Annotated in this window: 15 protein-coding genes; 11 read left to right on the top strand and 4 right to left on the bottom strand. The window is 65.7% G+C overall.

Annotated elements, in window-relative coordinates:
* Nucleotides 1–159: 159 nt before the first annotated feature.
* Nucleotides 160–1761 carry a GMC family oxidoreductase gene (locus tag AC1Q7F_RS05100; protein WP_492504466.1) on the bottom strand — a complete coding sequence of 534 codons (1602 nt, stop codon included), beginning with the start codon at nt 1759–1761 and terminating at the stop codon, nt 160–162.
* Between the two features lie 140 nt (nt 1762–1901).
* Between AC1Q7F_RS05100 and AC1Q7F_RS05095 the strand changes: the two genes are divergently transcribed.
* Nucleotides 1902–3395, top strand: a complete 1494-nt coding sequence (locus tag AC1Q7F_RS05095; RefSeq protein WP_492504464.1) for an aldehyde dehydrogenase family protein — start codon at nt 1902–1904, stop codon at nt 3393–3395.
* A gap of 64 nt (nt 3396–3459) precedes the next feature.
* Here the strand turns inward: AC1Q7F_RS05095 and AC1Q7F_RS05090 are convergent, their stop codons facing one another.
* Nucleotides 3460–4230 carry an IclR family transcriptional regulator gene (locus AC1Q7F_RS05090; RefSeq protein ID WP_492504462.1) on the bottom strand — a complete coding sequence of 257 codons (771 nt, stop codon included), beginning with the start codon at nt 4228–4230 and terminating at the stop codon, nt 3460–3462.
* A gap of 146 nt (nt 4231–4376) precedes the next feature.
* Here AC1Q7F_RS05090 and AC1Q7F_RS05085 point away from each other — a divergent pair, with 146 nt between their 5' ends.
* Both AC1Q7F_RS05085 and AC1Q7F_RS05080 read left to right on the top strand, forming a co-directional pair.
* Complete coding sequence (locus AC1Q7F_RS05085) at nt 4377–5564, top strand: FAD-dependent monooxygenase (protein WP_492504460.1); 1188 nt, start codon at nt 4377–4379, stop codon at nt 5562–5564.
* A 54-nt stretch (nt 5565–5618) separates the two neighbouring features.
* Nucleotides 5619–6791 carry an alpha/beta hydrolase family protein gene (locus AC1Q7F_RS05080; RefSeq protein WP_492504458.1) on the top strand — a complete coding sequence of 391 codons (1173 nt, stop codon included), beginning with the start codon at nt 5619–5621 and terminating at the stop codon, nt 6789–6791.
* A 180-nt stretch (nt 6792–6971) separates the two neighbouring features.
* Here AC1Q7F_RS05080 and AC1Q7F_RS05075 read toward each other — a convergent pair whose 3' ends face one another.
* Nucleotides 6972–7499 (bottom strand): VOC family protein, encoded by a 528-nt coding sequence (locus AC1Q7F_RS05075; protein WP_492504456.1) that lies wholly within the window; start codon nt 7497–7499, stop codon nt 6972–6974.
* Between the two features lie 81 nt (nt 7500–7580).
* Between AC1Q7F_RS05075 and AC1Q7F_RS05070 the strand changes: the two genes are divergently transcribed.
* Complete coding sequence (locus tag AC1Q7F_RS05070; protein ID WP_492504454.1) at nt 7581–8357, top strand: helix-turn-helix transcriptional regulator; 777 nt, start codon at nt 7581–7583, stop codon at nt 8355–8357.
* On the opposite strand, the gene AC1Q7F_RS05065 is transcribed toward AC1Q7F_RS05070, so the two are convergent.
* Nucleotides 8341–9219 carry a LysR family transcriptional regulator gene (locus AC1Q7F_RS05065; protein WP_492504452.1) on the bottom strand — a complete coding sequence of 293 codons (879 nt, stop codon included), beginning with the start codon at nt 9217–9219 and terminating at the stop codon, nt 8341–8343. The two genes, AC1Q7F_RS05070 and AC1Q7F_RS05065, sit on opposite strands and share 17 nt — an antisense overlap.
* A 124-nt stretch (nt 9220–9343) precedes the next feature.
* Here AC1Q7F_RS05065 and AC1Q7F_RS05060 point away from each other — a divergent pair, with 124 nt between their 5' ends.
* The 7 genes from AC1Q7F_RS05060 (at nt 9344) to AC1Q7F_RS05030 (ending at nt 18095) form a co-directional block, all read left to right on the top strand.
* Nucleotides 9344–10165, top strand: a complete 822-nt coding sequence (locus AC1Q7F_RS05060) for an alpha/beta fold hydrolase (protein ID WP_492504450.1) — start codon at nt 9344–9346, stop codon at nt 10163–10165.
* Nucleotides 10166–10177: 12 nt separating this feature from the next.
* On the top strand, nt 10178–11368 hold the full coding sequence (locus AC1Q7F_RS05055; protein ID WP_492504448.1) for an LLM class flavin-dependent oxidoreductase: 1191 nt from the start codon (nt 10178–10180) through the stop codon (nt 11366–11368).
* A gap of 13 nt (nt 11369–11381) precedes the next feature.
* Nucleotides 11382–12344 (top strand): alpha/beta hydrolase, encoded by a 963-nt coding sequence (locus AC1Q7F_RS05050; RefSeq protein ID WP_492504446.1) that lies wholly within the window; start codon nt 11382–11384, stop codon nt 12342–12344.
* On the top strand, nt 12341–12730 hold the full coding sequence (locus AC1Q7F_RS05045; RefSeq protein WP_492504444.1) for a carboxymuconolactone decarboxylase family protein: 390 nt from the start codon (nt 12341–12343) through the stop codon (nt 12728–12730). Before AC1Q7F_RS05050 ends, AC1Q7F_RS05045 begins: the two co-directional genes overlap by 4 nt.
* A complete protein-coding gene (locus tag AC1Q7F_RS05040) occupies nt 12720–13241 on the top strand; it encodes a flavin reductase family protein (protein ID WP_492504442.1) in 522 nt (173 codons plus the stop codon). Before AC1Q7F_RS05045 ends, AC1Q7F_RS05040 begins: the two co-directional genes overlap by 11 nt.
* 298 nt (nt 13242–13539) lie before the next feature.
* Nucleotides 13540–14955, top strand: a complete 1416-nt coding sequence (locus AC1Q7F_RS05035) for an efflux RND transporter periplasmic adaptor subunit (RefSeq protein ID WP_492504440.1) — start codon at nt 13540–13542, stop codon at nt 14953–14955.
* Nucleotides 14952–18095: an efflux RND transporter permease subunit gene (locus AC1Q7F_RS05030; RefSeq protein WP_492504439.1), complete on the top strand. Its 3144-nt coding sequence runs from the start codon at nt 14952–14954 to the stop codon at nt 18093–18095. Before AC1Q7F_RS05035 ends, AC1Q7F_RS05030 begins: the two co-directional genes overlap by 4 nt.
* Nucleotides 18096–18651 lie beyond the last annotated feature (556 nt).

Genomic DNA, 18651 nt, shown 5'->3' with positions numbered 1-18651 from the left:
TTGTGGACCTCTTCGTCATCCCGGCGCAAGCCGGGACCCCGGGGCCACACGCCCGCCCTCTCGGCAGCTTTGATCCAAGCAGCGTATAGGTTTGATCCCATGGCCCTGGGTCCCGGCGTTCGCCGGGATGACGGTTGAGAATGGAGAGAAAGCGGGTGCCTACGTCTCCCGGATCAAATCCGCTGCCTTCTCCGCCACCATGATCACCGGGGCGTTGGTGTTGCCGCCGGGAACGGTGGGCATGATCGAGGCGTCGACGACGCGGAGGTTCTCCACCCCGATGACGCGCAACTGCGGGTCAACGACCGCATCATCACCGCTGCCCATACGGCAGGTGCCCACCGGGTGCTGGGTGATGCGCAGGTTGGCGCGGATGAAGGCATCAAGGTCGGCGTCGCTGTCGCGATCCGCACCCGGTTTCGTTTCCCTTGCTGCCATGTCGGCCAGCGGGCCGGCGGCGAACAGGGTGCGCAGCGCCCGGATGCCCCGGCGCAGTTCGGCATAGTCACGTTCATGCGACAGCAGGTTCAGCTGTACCCGCACCTTGTCGGCCGGGTCAGCGGAGCGCAGCGTCACCCTTCCGCGGCTTTCCGGATGCAGCTGGATCACCATCACGGAGAACATGTCGGCCAGCCGCTTGCCGATGCCGGGGACCCAGATCTTGGCGTCCAGGCGCACGGGCATCACCATCAGCTGGATATCCGGTCGGGTCAGTTCCGGCAGTGTCCGGATCAATGCCGCAGCGCTGGTCACCTGCGAGGCGAAAGGGCCGTTGCCCAGCAAGGCCCAGCGCAGCACCGACAGGGCCGCGCGGTCCAGGCGCAATTGCCGCAGGAACGTGTCGCCGCTTGTGGCGAATTCCGCATAGACCATGGGATGTTCGGACAGGTTGCCGCCAACGCCGGGGCTGTCCACTCGTACCTCGATCCCCTGCTCGCGCAGGTGGGCGGCAGGCCCGATGCCCGACAGCATCAGCAGCTGCGGGGAATTATAGGCCCCACCCGACAGGATCACGTCGCGGGCGGCCCGCACCTGTTGCAGGACGCCGTCACGCCGATATTCCACACCCACGGCGCGGCTGCCGTCGAACAGGATGCGCGTCACCTGGGTATGGGTGATCAGGTGCAGGTTGGGGCGCTTCAGGGCCGGGCGCAGATAGGCGCGGGCGGCACTGGCGCGCCGTCCGCGCCGGTCGACGGTCACCTCGCTGAGTGCGAAGCCCTCCTGCCGGTCGCCGCTGAGATCGTCGCTCAGGGGAAAGCTGGCGGCGGCGGCCGATTCCAGGATCTGGTCGATCCGCAGCCAGGGATGGCGCACCGGGCTGACGGTCAGGGGGCCGTCGCCGCCATGATAGGGGCCGGCACCTCGCCAGCTCGTCTCCATCTTGCGGAAATAGGGCAGGACATCGTCATAGCCCCAGCCGGGACAGCCCAGATCGCGCCATTCATCATAATCGCCGGCATGGCCGCGCATATAAATCATGCCGTTGGTGGTGGAACAGCCGCCCAGCACCCGGCCGCGCGGCAGGGGCACGCGGCGGCCGTCCAGATGTGGTTCCGGTTCCGTGGCATAGCCCCAATCCTTGGCAGGATCGGCCATGGCGGCCATGAAGCCCAGCGGCATGGCATGGAACGGGCTGGCGTCGGACCCGCCGGCCTCGATCAGCAGCACGCTGCGGCCGCCATCGGCACTGAGGCGGTTGGCCAGCACGCATCCCGCCGACCCGGCGCCGACGATAATATGGTCGAATTCCTGCGACAAGGTCCCTCACAATCTCGAAAGGAGCTGTTGCACAATAACGGAAGATGTTCAACAATAGCAAACGAAGAGACGCCCCCTGCGGCGTCCGCACGGGCGCATGCGCCGCAACCATTCCACCCATCATAGCCAGACGGTGACACATGCCGGATATCGCAAAGGACCAACTCGCCCTGGAGGAGGCCCGACAATTCGCGGGCAGGGAACATGGCCTGTTCATCGACGGCACCTGGATGGCGCCACGGTCGGGCGCCTCGTTCGAGACCTTCAACCCCGGCGACGGCTCGCGCATCGGCCATGCGGCGGCCGGCGGGGAGGCGGATGTCGATCTGGCCGTGCGTGCGGCCCGCGCTGCGCTGGACGGTCCCTGGGCCATGATGAAGCCGTCGGAACGCGCCCGTCTGCTGTGGCGGCTGGCCGACGCGATCGAGGCGCATGCCGATGAGTTCGCGCTGCTGGAAACGCTGAACAATGGCAAGCCGCTGCGCGATGCCCGGATGTTCGACGTGCCGCACGCGGTGGAGGTGCTGCGCTATAATGCCGGCTGGACCACCAAGCTAAACGGGGAGAGCGTGAACCTGTCCGGCCCCGGCACCTGGCACGCCTATACGGTACGGGAGCCGGTGGGGGTCGTGGCGGCCATCGTGCCCTGGAACGCGCCGCTGGCCATGGCGGTGGCCAAGACCGCACCGGCCCTGGCTGCCGGCTGCACCATCATCCTGAAACCCGCCGAACAGACGCCGCTGACGGCGATCCGGCTGGCGCATCTGATACAGGAAGTCGGCTTCCCCAAGGGCGTGTTCAATCTGGTGACGGGCCTGGGTGAGGCGGCGGGGGCGGCCCTGGTGGCGCATGCGGGTGTGGATAAGGTGACCTTCACTGGTTCCACCGAGGTCGGCCGCCTGATCGTCAAGGGCGCCACGGTCAACATGAAGCGGGTGACTCTGGAGTTGGGCGGCAAGACGCCGGTCATCGTCATGCCCGACGCCGACATCAACCGCGCCATCGAAGGGGCGGCACGGTCGATCTTCACCAATGCCGGCCAGATCTGCAACGCCGGCTCCCGCCTGTTCGCGCATGAAAGCGTGTTCGATGCGCTGGTGGAAGGGGTGGCCGACTTTGCGGCCAAGCTGCGCGTCGGTCCCGGCCTGGGCCCCGATACCCAGATGGGGCCGGTCGTGTCGGCGGAGCAGCGGGACCGGGTGCTGGGTTACATCGCGGCGGGAGTACGCGACGGGGCGAAGATCAGCGGGCAGGGCAGTGCCGCATCCGGCCCCGGCTATTTCGTGCCGCCGACGGTGCTGACCGGCACCAACCCGACCATGTCGGTGGTGCGGGAGGAGATATTCGGGCCCGTGCTGTGCGCCATGTCGTTCAGCGACCGCGACCTGGACGCCATCGCCGCCCAGGCCAATGATACCGATTACGGCCTGGGTGCCATCGTCTGGACCCAGAACCTGAGTGCCGCACATAAGCTGGCCCGCAAGATCAAGGCCGGCACGGTGCGGGTGAATGGCGGCGGCCTGGACCCGGCCCTGCCGTTCGGCGGGTTCAAGCAGTCCGGCTGGGGCCGGGAGAACGGGCGTGAGGGGATCGAGGCCTATACGGAGGTGAAGTCGATCGCCATTGCGCTGTAGGGCGGTTCTATTCTCGCCTCCCCGGCCTTCGCCGGGAAGGCGAGAATATGTCGAGGGAACATCCTCAACGCCGCGCGGACGCCCGCCCGCCCATCTTCACCGAAATGCGCCCGGCGGCGCCCAGCACATGGTCGATGCTGGACTGGGTGCGCGTTCCCGTCAGGTATTTGTCCGGTCCCAGCAGGGTCAGCGCTGCGGCCAGACCGTCGCTGTAATCAAAGATCGGGGCAGAGATGGCGGCGAAGTTGGCGTTGATCAGGCCGCTGGTGGTCGCATAGCCCCTGTCGCGCACATCGGCCAGCAGGGCCGGGGCCGGCATTTCGGCTGTGCTGTCCGCTGACAGGTGGGTCAGGGCCTGCGGCAGGAAGGCCAGAAAGATCAGGCCGGTGGCGGAACTGGCCATGGGCAGGACATGGCCCAGCCGCACGGTGAAGGCGCCCTGGCGGTTGCCATCCACCTTGGACACGATGGCGGGGCCATATTCGGTGAAGACGGAAAGATAGGTCGCACAGCCCGTCTGCGCCGTCAGTTCCGCCATCTCGCCATTCGCGGCCTCCACCACCGACAGCTGACGGATGGCCGACAGGCCCAGTTCGGTGGCGTAGGGGCCCAGGGCATAGCGCGCCGATTGCGGGTTCTGCGCCACCAGACCTTCGCGCATGAAGCTGGTCAGGTAGAGATGCGCCTTGCTGGCCGGCATGTCGGCCGCCTTGGCGATGTCGCGCAGCGCCATGGGCTCATGCGCCTGTTGCAGGACGCGGATGACGCGGAACCCCACCTCGATCGACTGCACACGCCGCTTCTGGTTCAGGGTGTCATCGGGCGGTATCGGCATCTCATTCTCGCTGGTTTCCCGTCATGGGTAACAGAGGCGCGGGGTTCCGTCATCTGCGCAATGCGCTGTGGTCAGGATTTGAGTCTTGTGTTATTGACAAATGATGTTCGGAAATATCAAACTATAATGACGGTAGCGAGGATCAGATGCGGATAGCCATTGTCGGGGCCGGGATGGGCGGATTGACCGCCGCACTGGCGCTTTTGCAGCGCGGGTACGACGTCACTGTCTATGAACAGGCCGAGGAATTGCGGGAGGTCGGGGCCGGGCTGCAGGTCAGCGCCAACGGCACCCGCGTGTTCGATGCCCTGGGCATCTTGGACCCGGTGCTGGCGCAATCCTTCTGCCCGGTGGGCAAGGAAATCCGGCTGTGGAGCACGGGCCAGACCTGGAAGCTGTTCGACCTGGGGCCGCAATCGGTGGAACGCTATGGCGCCCCCTACATCACCATCCACCGCAACGACCTGCACAGCGTGCTGGCGGCGGCCGTCCGCGCGGTGAAGCCCGACGCGATCCAACTGGCGTCCCGCTGTGTGGATGTGGAGCAAGGATCGGGCGGGGTGATGCTGTCTTTCGCGGGCAAGCCGTCGCAGCGCCATGACCTGTTGATCGGCGCCGACGGGGTGCATTCCATCATCCGGCAGAAGCTGTTCGGGGAGATGGAGGCCACATTCACCGGCATCGTGGCCTGGCGCGGCGTCATCCCCATGGAAAAGCTGCCGGCGCATCTGGTGCGCGATGTCGGCATCAACTGGATCGGGCCGGGCGGCCATATCGTCAATTATCCGATCCGGCGCGGGGAACTGATGAACTTCTCCAGCGTGGTGGAGAACCAGGATTGGAAGACGGAATCCTGGTCCAGCCCGTCGACGGTGGAAGCCTGTCTGGCCGATTATCCCGGCTGGCACGAGGATGTGCACACCTATATCCACGCCATTCCGCAACCGTTCCGCTGGGCGCTGCTGTCGCGCAAGCCGCTGGAGAACTGGACCGCCGGCCGCGTCACGCTTCTGGGAGATGCGGCGCATCCGATGCTGCCCTTCCTGGCGTCGGGTGCCTCGATGGCGATCGAGGATGCCTATGTCCTGGCCCGCGCGCTGGAGGCCTATGGCGATGATCATGTCCGGGCCCTGACGGCCTATCAGGGCGCGCGCATCGCCCGCACGACGCGGGTAGTGCAGGGGGCGGCGTCCAATGCCGAACGCTTCCACAATCCGGCCCTGGCCAGTGCCGAGGGCGCGCAGGCCTATGTCGACCGGGAATGGGACCCACAGAAGGTCGCGGAACGCTACGAATGGCTGTTCCGCCATGATGTGACGACGGTGCCGCTGTAACGCCCAAAGGGGGTCCGGCACCCGCAAGATGCAGAGAAATCGGAGAGGGATGAGATGTCTCAGACGACGGCCTGGATCAGGCAGCCGCAGGTGGTGAGCTTCCCCGACATTCGGGGCTTCAGCGAGACCTATGGGTTCGCGGGCAATTCGGGCAAGGTCAATCTGGAGGGGCAGTTGCTGTGCCCGGCCGGGGAGCGGGCGCGGACGGTCTATGTGTTCATGCATCCGACCTCGACGCTTCAGCTTCTGCCCATGCCCATGGCATTGGCCGACCGGGGGCTGCATGTTCTGTGCGCGGCCAGCCGCTATCCGCGCAATGACAACGCCCTGATCATGGAGAAGGTGGCTATCGACCTTGGCCGCTGGATCGCGCATGCGCGCGAGGTGCTGGGCTATGAACGGGTGGTGCTGGTCGGCTGGTCGGGCGGCGGGTCGCTGTCGCTGTTCTATCAGGCGCAGGCGGAAAAACCGACCATCACCCATACGCCGGCCGGCGATGCGGTGGACCTGACGACGGCCGGTCTGTCGCCCGCCGATGGGGTGATCTTCATCGCCGCCCACCTGTCGCGGGCGGAAACGCTGACCGAATGGCTGGACCCGTCGGTGATTGATGAGCTGGACCCTGACCATCGCGATATCGAATTCGACATCTATGCCGAGGAATGCCCCAACAAGGCGCCGTTCAGTGCCGATTTCATTGCGGCGTTCAGGGCACGGCAGGTGGCGCGCAACCGCCGCATCACGTCCTGGTGTCAGGAACAGCTGGACCGGCTGCGCACGAAGGGCGGGGCGGAACAGGAACGGGCTTTCGTCGTCCATCGCACCATGTGCGACGTGCGCTGGCTGGACCCGACGATCGAACCCAGCGAGCGGCGGCCGGGATGGTCCTATATGGGCGATCCGCGCACGGTGAATGTCGGGCCGGTGGGCCTGGCGCGCTTCTGCACGTTGCGGTCATGGCTGAGCCAGTGGAGCTATGACCTCTCCAACGCCAAGGGGCCAATGAATGCCGCCAAGATCCACCGCACGCCGGTGCTGCAGATCGAAAACACGGCCGACGATGCGGTGCCGGCATCGCATAATCCGATGATCCATGCGGCGCTGGCCACGCCGGACAAGGAGTATCACCGGATCGTCGGCGCCACGCATTACTATATCGGCCAGCCCGAACATCTGGAGACCTGCATGGGCCTGATCTTGGACTGGAGCCGGAAGAAGGGGTTTTGAAGGGGGAAAGCGCCTATTTCCGCCTTCCCGGCGAAGGCCGGGACCCAGGGGCCAAGTGCTCGACCTTTCAGCCGCGTTTATCGAAGCAGCGTTGAGGTTTGGTCCTGTGACCCTGGGTCCCGGCCTTCGCCGGGAAGGCGAAAAGGGTATGAATGACGACGTGAAGAGACAATGGGGCGCTTACGGACCCCGCGCCTTCAGCCGCGCCGCCTTGTCCGCCGTCCACTTGTCCAGATCGGCGCGTGCCGTGCGGGCGGCCTCATCGACATAGCCAGGGGCTTCGGTGCGGGTGGTGACTTCCAGCCGCAACCCGTTGGGATCGAAGAAGTAGATCGACTTCACGAATTCGTGATCGACCAGGCCCAGGACTTCCACCCCATGCGCCTTCAGCCGGTCGCGCATGGCCAGGACGTCGTCCACCGACCCGGTCTCCATCGCGAAATGCTGCACCCAGCCGGGGGTGTTGGGCGAGGGTAACGGCATCTGGTTTTCGCCCAGGTCGAAGAAGGCGATGTAGGATCCGTCCCGCATGGCGAAGAACATATGGGCGTAGGGCTTTTCCTCGCCCGTGCTGGGCACCCGGTCGGCGGTCATGCAATTGACCAGCGGCAGGCCGAGAATATCTTCGTAGAAATGCCTTGTCTCTTCCGCGTCGCGGCAGGGATAGGCGTAATGGTACAGGCCCTTGATCGGCGGCGGCGTGGACATGGCGGATCTCCCTTGCTTTGGTTGATTGTATCTTAGGGCGGATGAAGGTTGGCTTCGTCCCCCCGGTGGGAGGACAGGAAGATGGCGATGCGCGACGATATCGGCATGCTGGCCGGCATGGTGGCCACGGTCGGTTCCCCGGAATTTCCGGCCCGGTTCCTGTCGGCCCTGGAAACGCTGTGCGGGGCGCGGCTGTTCTCCGCCTTCAGCTTCCAGGGGGCGGGCGCGCCACGCACCCTGTTCGCGGAGGGGGAGTGCCGGGGCGCGCCGGACTTTGCCCGCACGGCCTCCACCGCCTATTCCCGCCGGTACTGGTGCCGCGACAGTGACGTGCGCCGCGCGGCCCATGGCGTCAGCGTGGTGCGGACCCGCGCCGGCGATATTGCCGATCCCGATTACCGCCGCACCTGTTACGAGGATGGCGGGATCGGGGAGCGGCTGAGTATCCAGGCCGCCGGCCGGCATCCGCTGGTCGCCAATGGCTATCGCGCCGCCAGTGACGGCGACTTCCGGCCGGGCGATATCGCCCGGCTGGAGGATCTGGCACCGCTGCTGATGGCTTCCCTGTCCCGCCATGTCGAACTGTCGGCCTGCCGGGCCGGCGATGAAACGCCGGCCTTGGTGCGGCAGACCCTGCTGTCTGCCAACGCAGGCTTGAGCGCGCGGGAGGCGGAGGTGGCGGCGGGCTTCATCCTGGGCCGGACCCAGGGGGAAATCGGGACAGAGACCGGCCTGACGCTGTCCAGCATCATCACCTATCGTCGCCGCGCCTATTGCAAGCTGGGCGTGATGGACAAACAGGAATTGCTGGCGGCGTATCGGCAGTTGCGGTTGGGCGCGTCTACCGCATCGCGTTGACGAAGCGCAGGACAGCCGGTGACGGGTCGGATTTGCGCCAGGCGAGGTGCAGACGGAAGGACACGCCCAGATCCTCCACCTCACGCAACACCACGCCCTGGCGCGGAGTGCCGCCGGTTTTCTGGGTGAAGCCGATGCCCATGCCGACGGCGACAAGCGACAACAGGATGCTATCGGTTGCCGTTTCCTGCACGATGTTGGGCGAGAAACCGTGGGACAGGCAGGCCTGCATCAGCCGGTCGAAATAGCGCGGCTGTGGCTTGCGGGCAGGGAAGAGGAAGCGTTCATCGGCCAGATCCTTCATATGGATCGGGCGCTGGGCCAGGGGATGATCCTCGTACAAGGCCAGCACGATCTCGCTGCTGCCCAGTTCGCAGCTGTCCAGCAGGCCCAGGCTTTCATCCGACAGATGAATGTCATAGACGATGGCCACATCCACCGTGCCGTTGCGTAGCCCGTCGATCTGGTTCATCGAACTCATCGGCAGCAGGTTCAGTTCGACCAGCGGTTCGTCCAGGCGGAACTGAAGCAGCTTGGCCGGGATATCGGGGTGGCGGGACGCCAGCTCGCTAAAGCCGATCTGGACGGAGCCGACCTGACCCGTGGCATAGCTTTTGGCCCGCGCCACGGAGCGCTGCAGCTTTTCCAGGATGGCGTTGGTATCTTCCAGGAAGGCCCGGCCCGCCGGTGACAGGCGCACACCGCGCGGCAGCCGTTCGAACAGTTGCACGCCCAGCTCCTCCTCCAGATCACGGACCTGCCGTGTCAGGGCCGGCTGGGCGATATGGATGGCCTGCGCGGCGCGACCGAAGTGCTCCTCGCGTGCAACTGCTTGAAAATAACGGAGATGCCGAAGTTCCATGGGCAATTGATACCGTGCCGGCATCGGTTCTGCAAGACAAAGAATTGGACGGTTAAGCCTTCCGCCGGCCAGTAATTGGGCAACGTCAATCATGCGCAAAAGCGTTCAAGAAAGGTCATGGCGGATGAATAGCGAAGCGGCGGACGCCCTCTCCCCCTCCGGAACGCGGTTCCTGCAAGTGGGCGATGTGCGTCTGGAAATGCTGGTGAAAGGCGAGGGCAGGCCCCTGCTGCTGCTGCACGGCATGGATGGGGTCGAGGCCCTGGCACCGTTGATCGACCGGCTTTGCGCCGCCTACCGGGTCTATGCCCCCTCCCATCCCGGTTTTGGCGGTTCCGATCTGCCGCGGTCTTTCTCCACGGTCGATGATCTGGGCTATTTCTATCTGGACCTGCTTGATCAACTGGACCTGCGCGATGTCGTGCTTGCCGGCTTCTCGTTCGGCGGCTGGGTCGCGGCGGAGATGCTGGTCAAGAATAGCGGGCGTATCGCCCTGTCCGTGCTGGGGGCGCCCTTCGGGATTGAGACGGCGGACCGCAAGACGCGCCGCGTTGTGGACATCTTTGTCCAGGATGGCGGTACGGTGGAACGGAAGTCGCAGGTGACGCCGATGCCGAAGCTGGATCTGTCCGCCTTGCCGGACGACGTGCTGGAACGTCGGGTGCGCAATGCCGAGGCGACGATGCTGTTCGGCTGGTCGCCCTATATGTGCAATCCCAAGCTGCGCCACCGGCTGCACCGCATCACCACCCCCACCCTGGTGCTGTGGGGGGAGGAGGATGCCATCGCGTCGCTGGATTATGGCCGCGACTATGCCGCCCTGATCCCCGGTGCCGGGTTCGAGACCATCACCGGCTGCGGCCATCGCATCTATGTCGATCGTCCCGATGCAGCGGCGAGCAGCATCGACAATTTCGCCCAGCGCGCCGTTACGGCAGCGGCTTGAGGAGCCCCCATCATGAAAGTCTGGCAATTCAGCGAACAGGCCTATCATCCCGCCTTCGAGGTGCCGGGGCCGATGCGCATCACTTTGGCCCAGAACCATTGTGATCCGGTCGAGGCGGGCCGCCTGATCAACCGCTACCTTGATGAGTATGTCCTGGCGGATGAGCTGGGCTTCAACATCATGATCAATGAGCATCATGCGGCGGCGACCTGCATGTCGACCTCCTGCATGACGACACTGGCCATCCTGGCGCGGCAGACGCGCAACGCCCGCCTGCTGGCGCTCGGTATTCCCATCGGCAACCGCGCCAATCCGGTGCGGGTGGCGGAAGAAATCGCCATGGCCGACGTCATCTCCAACGGTCGTCTGGAGGTGGGGCTGGTCAAGGGTGCCGCCTATGAGGTGTTCATGTCCAACCGCCAGCCGGTCCGGTTCATGGACCGGTTCTGGGAGGCGCATGACCTGATCAAGGAAGCGCTGAGCAATCAGGGTGAGAATTTCTCCTGGGACGGGGAATTCTTCAACTATCGCGCCGTCAGCCTGTGGCCCCGCCCCATCCAGCAGCCCACGCCCCCTATCTGGATGACGGCATCCAGCGGCAGCAGTGCGGCACAGCAGGCCAGATTGGGTTATGTCTGCGCCACCTTCCTGTCCGGTGCCGTGGCGCGGTCGGTGTTCGATGCCTACCGCAAGGCCTATCAGGAAGCGCACGGCCGGCCGGCATCGGAAGACCGGCTGGGCTATCTGGGCTTGGTTTCCGTCGCCCATGACCGCAAGACGGCGTTCGCACGGGCGGAACAGATGAAGGCCTATTTTACCACGGCGGCCCGGCTGGACCCGCAATTCCGCAATCCGGCGGGGTTCACATCGGTGAAGGACAATGTCCGCCTGCTGAAGGCCGGCCCCAACGCCATCCGTCCGCGCTTGCGCGATGGCAGCCCGCTGCCGTCCGACCCGACCATCGAGCAATATATCGATGCCGGCCTGATGTTTGTGGGCACGCCCGACGATGTGTTCGGGCAGATCAGCCGCTTCTATGCCGATGTCGGTGGGTTCGGCAACCTGCTGATGATGGGTCAGGCCGGTACGCTGGGTCACGTGGAGACGGTGGAGAACCTGTCTTTGTTCGCCAAAGAGGTCATGCCGCGCCTGTCAGAGCTGTCGGTCGCGGCACCTGACGTCAGGTACGAGGCCTTTGCCTGAGCGGGGTGACGCCATGACGGACGTCCCGGTTTTGCTGGCGGAGGGGATGGAGGCCTATCTGGCTGCCTTCCGTGCGGCGCAATCCCCGGCGGGGGGGACGCTGGCCGGCGCCCGCCTGTCCTCCGACCTGGGCGCCGACGCCTTCGCCCGGCCACCGGTGCCGGGCCTGCGGCGACATGCCAGCTTCATCGTGCTGCCGGGGCGGGAGATCGCGGTTACCATCCTGCATCCGGGCCGCACGGTCGAACGGCCGGGCATCTGCTATTTCCATGGCGGCGGCTTCGCTTTCGGCAGCATCGAGACCTTCGACATCGTGGCCCAGGCATTGGCGGAGGAGACGGGGGCCGTCGTGGTCAGCGTGCAGTACCGCCGGCTGCCGGAAAATTCCTACCACGCGGCGCAGGAGGATTGCTTCGCCGCCTTCCAATGGTTCGTCACCCATGCGGCGCTGCTGGGTGTCGATCCCAGGCGTATCGCGGTGGCGGGTGACAGTGTCGGCGCCCTGTTCGCCACTGTCACGGCGATCATGGCCCGCGATGCCGGGCTGTCCATCCGGCCCATCTGCCAAGTGCTCATGTATGGTGCCTACGCCCTGACGCCGGGGCGGCCCTCCTACCTGCGGGGGCGCGATCCGCTGTTGAGCGCGCAACGGGTGGAGGATTTCGTCCGGCTCTATCGGCAGTCGCAGGATGGCGAACCGTTCCACCCGCCGCCTTTGTCGGTACCGGACCTGTCCGGGCTGCCGCCGGCTTTGCTGATCGGGGCGGAGCATGACCCGCTCCGGGAGGAGGGGGACGAATATGCTGACCTTCTGCGGGCGGCGGGCGTCCGGGCCGAGGTGATGACCGCACCCGGCATGATCCACGGCTTCCTGCGCGCGGTGGCCCTGTCGCCCGCCGCTGCACGCGTCATGAAAGCCTTGGCCAAAGCAATAGGGCCTTCTCTGTGGCCCGATAATCAGGAGGAAACAGCATGAGTTCGTCCCACGATACCGAAGCCGCCGAACGTGGCCGGGCGCTGCGTGAACAAATCTTCGGGCCTGAAGGCATGAAGAGCCATATCGATGCCGATGATTTCACCATGCCCCTGCAGGATGCCGTCACCCGCATCTGCTTTGGCGAGGTGTGGAGCCGGCCGGCCCTGTCGCTGAAGATCCGGTCCATGCTGACCATCGCCATCCTGGTGGGGCAGACGCGTCCGGCCCAGCTGCGCAACCATGTGAAGGGCGCCATCGCCAATGGCGTGACCAAGGAGGAGATCCGCGAGATCCTTCTGCATGCTACGCTCTATGCCGGGTTGCCGGCCGGTGCCGACAGCTGGCGGGAGGCGGCCGCAGCCTTGAGGGAAATCGATGCCTACTGATATCATCACCGCCAATGACCCGGCCCTGGTCGCGGCCGCCTTACGCAAGGGATTGCGCAGTCTGGCCAAGGCTGTGGTGGTCATCACCTGCCAGTATCAGGGCCAGCGCCACGCCATGACGGCGACGGCGGTCAGCGAACTCAGCATGGACCCGCCCTCCATGCTGATCTGCGTGAACAGGACGGCCAGCCTGTTCGAGCCCCTGTCGCAGGGGGCGGATTTCTGCATCAACATCCTGGGCGCCCACCAGGCCGACATTTCCAGCCTGTGTGCGGGCAAGGAGAAGGGGGAGGCGCGGTTCGCGATCGGTGACTGGCGGCAATCCGCCTTGGGTCACGCCTATCTGGCCGATGCCCAGGCCAGCTTCTTCTGCCGCAACGTGGCGAACACCGTCTATGGCACCCACGGCGTGTTCATCGGCGAGGTGCTGGAGGTGATCGACCTCAGCCCCATCAACCCGCTGGTCTATATGGATGGCCGGTATGGGCGTTTCGCGGCGGGGCAGGGCTGAGCATTGCGTCGGGTGACGGCACGGGAACGCGGGCGCCTGCGGGCGCAGGGGTGATCCGGCCTGCCCCGCTCCGGTTGCCCTGCGGCGAAATCCGCGATCAATCGTCAAAGCAGCGAAAATGTGACGATCCCAACCATTGGCTTTCCAGCCATCCCAGACGCTATCCCCAGCATTTCCGCCATTCCACGCGCTGGCACGCCGGCTGCAATCGGTCCCCGCAATGGCGGGACCGGCACCGGGGAAGGTGTGGCCCGCCGATGCGATGCAGTGGCGGCAAGCCGGAAGACGGGGGACGGGTATGGAAAAGGTCGCGGTGATGCAGATGGGGCGGCACTGGGCGCTGCGCGGCTGGACGGATCGGCTGCGGGGGGCGCGGCTTCCCAAATGGTCGGCCCTGGGGCCGCGCACCAAGCGGGTTCTGGCCATTGGCGGCGTGTTGCTGCTGGGTGTCAGCGGCTTCACCCTGATGGTGGCCAGCAAGCCGGACGTGGCGCGGGAGGACCGGCCGGAACGAGTCTGGGCCGTGGATGCGGTCAGCGTCGCCCGTGCCGACCATCGTCCGGACATGACCCTGATGGGCACGCTGGTCGCCGGCCGGTCGGCGGAGCTGCGGCCGCTGGTGGCCGGCACGGTGAAGAATGTCTCTCCCGCACTGCGCGATGGCGGTCTGGTCAAGGCGGGTGAGGTCTTGCTGGAGATCGATCCCTGGGATTATGAGCTGACTGTGCGCGAGACCCGCGCCCAGCTGGCCGAGGCCCGTGCCCGCCTGGACGAGCTGCGCGCCAGTGCGGCGGCGGAGAAGTCGCGGGCCGAACTGGCGCGCCTGCAGATGAGCATCAAGGAGCGCGAGCAGGAACGCGCCCAGGCTTTGTATGACAAGGGCACCATCTCCATCGCCCGGCTGGAGCAGACGCAAGGCGCCCTGGCGGCAGAGCGCCAGACCCTGGCCGCCATGGAGAACGGGTCCCAGGCCGGCAGCGCCCGTGTGCGCCAGCAGGAGGCGGTGATCGACCGGCTGAAGGCGGCCCTGGACCGGGCGGAGACCGACCTGGCCCGCACCAAGCTGACCGCGCCCTTCGATGCCTTTGTCGGCCAGACGGCGGCGGAGATGGGGATGCGGGTGTCGGCCGGCGACCGCGTCGCCCTGCTGTCGGGGACCGAGGGGCTGGAGGCCCGCGTGACCCTGTCGACGGAGGCCTATGGCCGCCTGGCTGCCGATGGCGACGGCGTCGTGGGACGCAACGCCTTGGTGACCTGGAAGCTGGGCGAACAGCGCATGACCTATCCGGCCAAGGTGGAGCGCGTCATCGACCGGATCGACACAGCCACCGGCGGCGTGACCATCTTCGTGCGGCTGGAGGCACAGAGCCTGGACCAGCCGCTGCGCCCCGGCGCGTTTGTGGAGGTGGGGCTGCCCGACCGTGCCTATGCCGGCGTCCACCGCTTGCCGGTCACCGCCGTGCATGGCAATGACACGGTCTATGTCGCCAATGCCGACGGCCGGCTGGAAAGCACCAAGGTGCATGTCGCGGCCCGCACCAGTGATGCCGTGTTCATCGACAAGGGGCTGGCCGACGGGGCCAAGGTGGTGACCACACGGTTCCAGGAGATCGGGCCCGGCCTCAAGGTCTCGCTGCGCGAAGATCCGCCCGCCGCCCAGGTCGCGACCAAGGAAACCCAGGACAAGGCCGCGGCCGGGGAGAAGAGCGAATGAGCAGCGCCGGCGTGATCCGCACCTTCATCCGCCACAAGGTGGCGGCCAATATCCTGATGATCATGATGATGATTGCCGGCTTCTGGGCCTTGGCCAAGCTGGAACGGCAGATGGAACCGGACTTCGAGGTGCCGGGCATCTATGTCGGTACCGTCTGGCAAGGGGCGTCTGCCGATGATATCGACCGGTCCATCATCGAGGCCATGGAGCGCGAGGTGCGCTTCCTGGAAGGGGTGGACGAGGTCACCGGCCGGTCGCGTGAGGGCATCGGTGAGCTGTTCATCAATTTCAAGCATGGCACCGACATGGCCAAGGCCCTGTCGGAAACCGAAAGCGCCATCAACAACATCACCACCCTGCCGCAGAGTGCCGAGCGGCCGGTCATCAACCGTTTCACCATCACCGATGAGCTGATGGAACTGGCCATTTCCGGGCCGCTGCCGGAACCGGCACTGCGCGCCCTGGCCAAGCAGGTGCGTGACGGGGTGACCGCCCAGGGCGTGGACCGGGTCTATATGACCGGCCTGCGCGGGGCGGAGATCTGGGTGGAGGTGCCGGCGGCGGAGCTGGAGCGGCTGGACACCACCCTGGGTGCCGTGGCCCAGCGCCTGGCCCAGGCATCGACCGACGTGCCGTCGGGCACCCTGTCGGGCAATATCGAAAAGCAGATGCGGTCCATGGGCCGGCAGGATGATGCCGCCGGCGTGGCGGGCCTGACCCTGCGCACCGATGCCGATGGCCGCCGCGTCACCATGGGGCAGGTGGCCCAGGTCAGCGATGCCTTCGACGACCGGGGCGTCACCGGGCGGCGCAATGGCAATCCGGCCATCAACCTGTCGCTCCAGACCTCCAAGAACGGCAACCTGATCGCCATCACCGAACGGGTGGATGCCTATCTGGAAAAGCTGCGCCCGACCCTGCCGCCCGGCGTGACGGTCGAAAGCTATGACCGCAATTCCGACGCGCTGGAAGACCGTATCGGCATGCTGATGGATAATGCCGTCGGCGGCATGGTGCTGGTCATGGCGGTGCTGGTGGTGTTCCTGCGGCCCTGGGTGACCTTCTGGATCGCCATCGACATCCTGGTCAGCTTCATGGTCACCTTCGCCATCATGGTGCTGATCGGGCAATCCATCAATGTGATGAGCCTGTTTGCCCTGATCATGATGACCGGCATCATCTGTGACGATGCCATCGTGGTGGCCGAATATGGCCAGACCCTGGTGGACAAGGGGATGGAGCCGGCCAAAGCCGTGGAACGCGCCGCCCAGCGCATGTTCTGGCCCGTCACCGCCGCCGCCATCACCACCATCGCCGCCTTCGGGCCCATGCTGATGATGAGCGGGACGACAGGGCAGTATGTGATGCCGCTGCCCGCCATTTCCATCGCCGTCATCATCGCCTCGCTGCTGGGCTGTTTCCTGATGCTCCCCTCCCACATGCGCCACGCGCTGGAGAAGGGGCGGAAGTCGCCGCCGTCCAGGCTGCGCGTGGCGTTCGAGGCGAAGTTCAACGCTTTTCGCGACGGGCCCTTCACCCAGGCCATCGCCTGGGCCACGCATAATCGCGGCCTGACCGTCGCGGCGGCCGTCACCATCATGGCGCTGGCCATCGGGTTGCAGGCCGGCGGCCATGTCAAATTCGCCTTCTTCCCGCAGCCGGAGGGCCATCAGGCGCAGCTGAACCTGCTGTTCAGCCCCGGCACCCCGCGTGAGGTGGTGGCCCGGCAGATCGACGAGGCGGAGGCGGCCCTGTACCGCGTGGAGGCCGCCTATGGTCTGAAGCGCGGCGAGCTGGTGAAGATGACCTTCGGCAAGCTGGGCGTTACCACGGGCGACAATTTGCCCGAACAGGTGGGCGACTATATCGGCTCGATGAACGTTGAATTCTCCGTGGCCGACGACCGCGACCAGCGCCTGCCCGACATCATGAAGAAGTGGGAGGCGGAGACGAAGCTGCAGCCCGGCATCGATCAGGTGATCTTCTCCACCGAGCAGGACGGGTTTGGCGGCGATGGCTTCGGCTTCCGTCTGGTCCATGACGATCCCTATGTGCTGAAGGCCGCGTCGGAGGAGCTGAAGAAGATCATCATGACCTATGGCGGCGTCAGCGGCGCGCGCGACAACCTGCCGGCCGGCAAGCCGGAACTGGTGGTCAAGGTCACGCCGCGCGGCGAGGCCCTGGGCTTCACCACCGAGAATGTCGGTCGCCAGCTGCGCGACGCCATGGACGGCGCCATCGCCATGCGCTTTGCACGCGCCGACGAGGAGGTGACGGTGCGCGTCCGCCTGCCCGATGGCGACCAGACGGAGGCGCTGCTGGCCAACCTGAAACTGCGCTCGCCGGCCGGCATGCAGGTGCCGCTGGCTGACGTGGTGGAACTGTCGGAACGGCCGGGCCTGTCGCGCATCCTGCGTTCCAAGGGCCGCCGCACCGTCTCCATCTTCGCCGAGGTCGACCATCTGAAGGGCAATGGCGGCGAAATCCGCAGCGATATCGAGAAGAACCACCTGCCCGCCATCATGGAGAAGTACGGCGTCAAGAAGGACCAGAATGACGGGTCGCGTCAGGAAGAGGAATTCTGGTCGGATTTCATGATGGGCATGGGCGTCTCCTTCCTCTCCATCTATCTCGTCCTGGCCTGGATCATGGGCAGCTTCGCCCGGCCCTTCGCCGTGCTGATGATCATCCCCTTCTCCATCGCCGGCACCATCTTCGGCCATTGGGTGATGGGCGCCGACATGACCATCTGGTCCTATATCGCCATCATGGGCATGGCCGGTGTGCTGGTGAATGACAGTATCCAGGTGGTCAGCAGCATCGATGACCGCATCAAGGAGGGCGAGGCGGTGGAAAGCGCCGTGGTGCACGGCGCCGCCGAACGGCTGCGCCAGGTGCTGCTGACCTCGCTGACCACCATCTTCGGCCTGCTGCCGCTTCTGACCGAGACGGATTTCCAGGCCGCCTTCCTGGTGCCCATGGCCATCACCTTCGTCTTCGGCATCGGCACGGCCACGGTGCTGGTCCTGCTGCTGATGCCGGCGTTGCTGATGCTGGTGGAAGATGCCAAGCGGGGCATCGGCCGCCTGTCGCAGCGGTTCGGGCGGCGGGCCGTGGTGGCGGGAGAGGTGGGAGTGTGACCAGCAGCCCCTCCCGTGCGATGCCGCGCCCCCGGTGGGGATGGCGGTATCGGCGGGAGGGCGTTCGGAGCGGGTAGGGTGATTGCTCCGAAAGGTCGGGCGTTGTGAAACAGAATGCAACGCTGAAAGGGCGATGTTTCAGAGGCGGCAGGTTCACCGCTCCGAATGAACCGGCCCCCGTGAAACATTGTGCAACATAAAAACGGGGTGTTTCGGAGGGGGTGGATAGCCTGCTCCGAATACACAAGGGCTTTGCTTCAGACGCGGGTTCTGCGGTGGCTGGGGTGTGGACGTGATTGTGGTGTTGATGGGGGAAGAATAGCACATTCTTTATGGAAAAGTCAGCAGGGCGGTTCTGGGGAATGTCTTTCCGCCGCTCCGATGGATGCCCGGTGCGGCGAACCGGGTGTCCAGAAAGCCGTCCGGCAAACAACTTGTCCGGATTGCCGTTGCCAATGCATGTTTTCGGACAGATTTCGAGTTTGCCGCCAAGGGACGGTTTGGCGATCCAGTTCGGGCAATGCTTCCATCTTTCGAAGTGGAGCCAAAGCGCAAT

This window comes from Niveispirillum sp. GW835-FHT14G11, from assembly GCF_058793615.1.
Note: the sequence above shows the minus strand (reverse complement) of the source record. Positions and strands in the feature narration are given on the sequence as shown.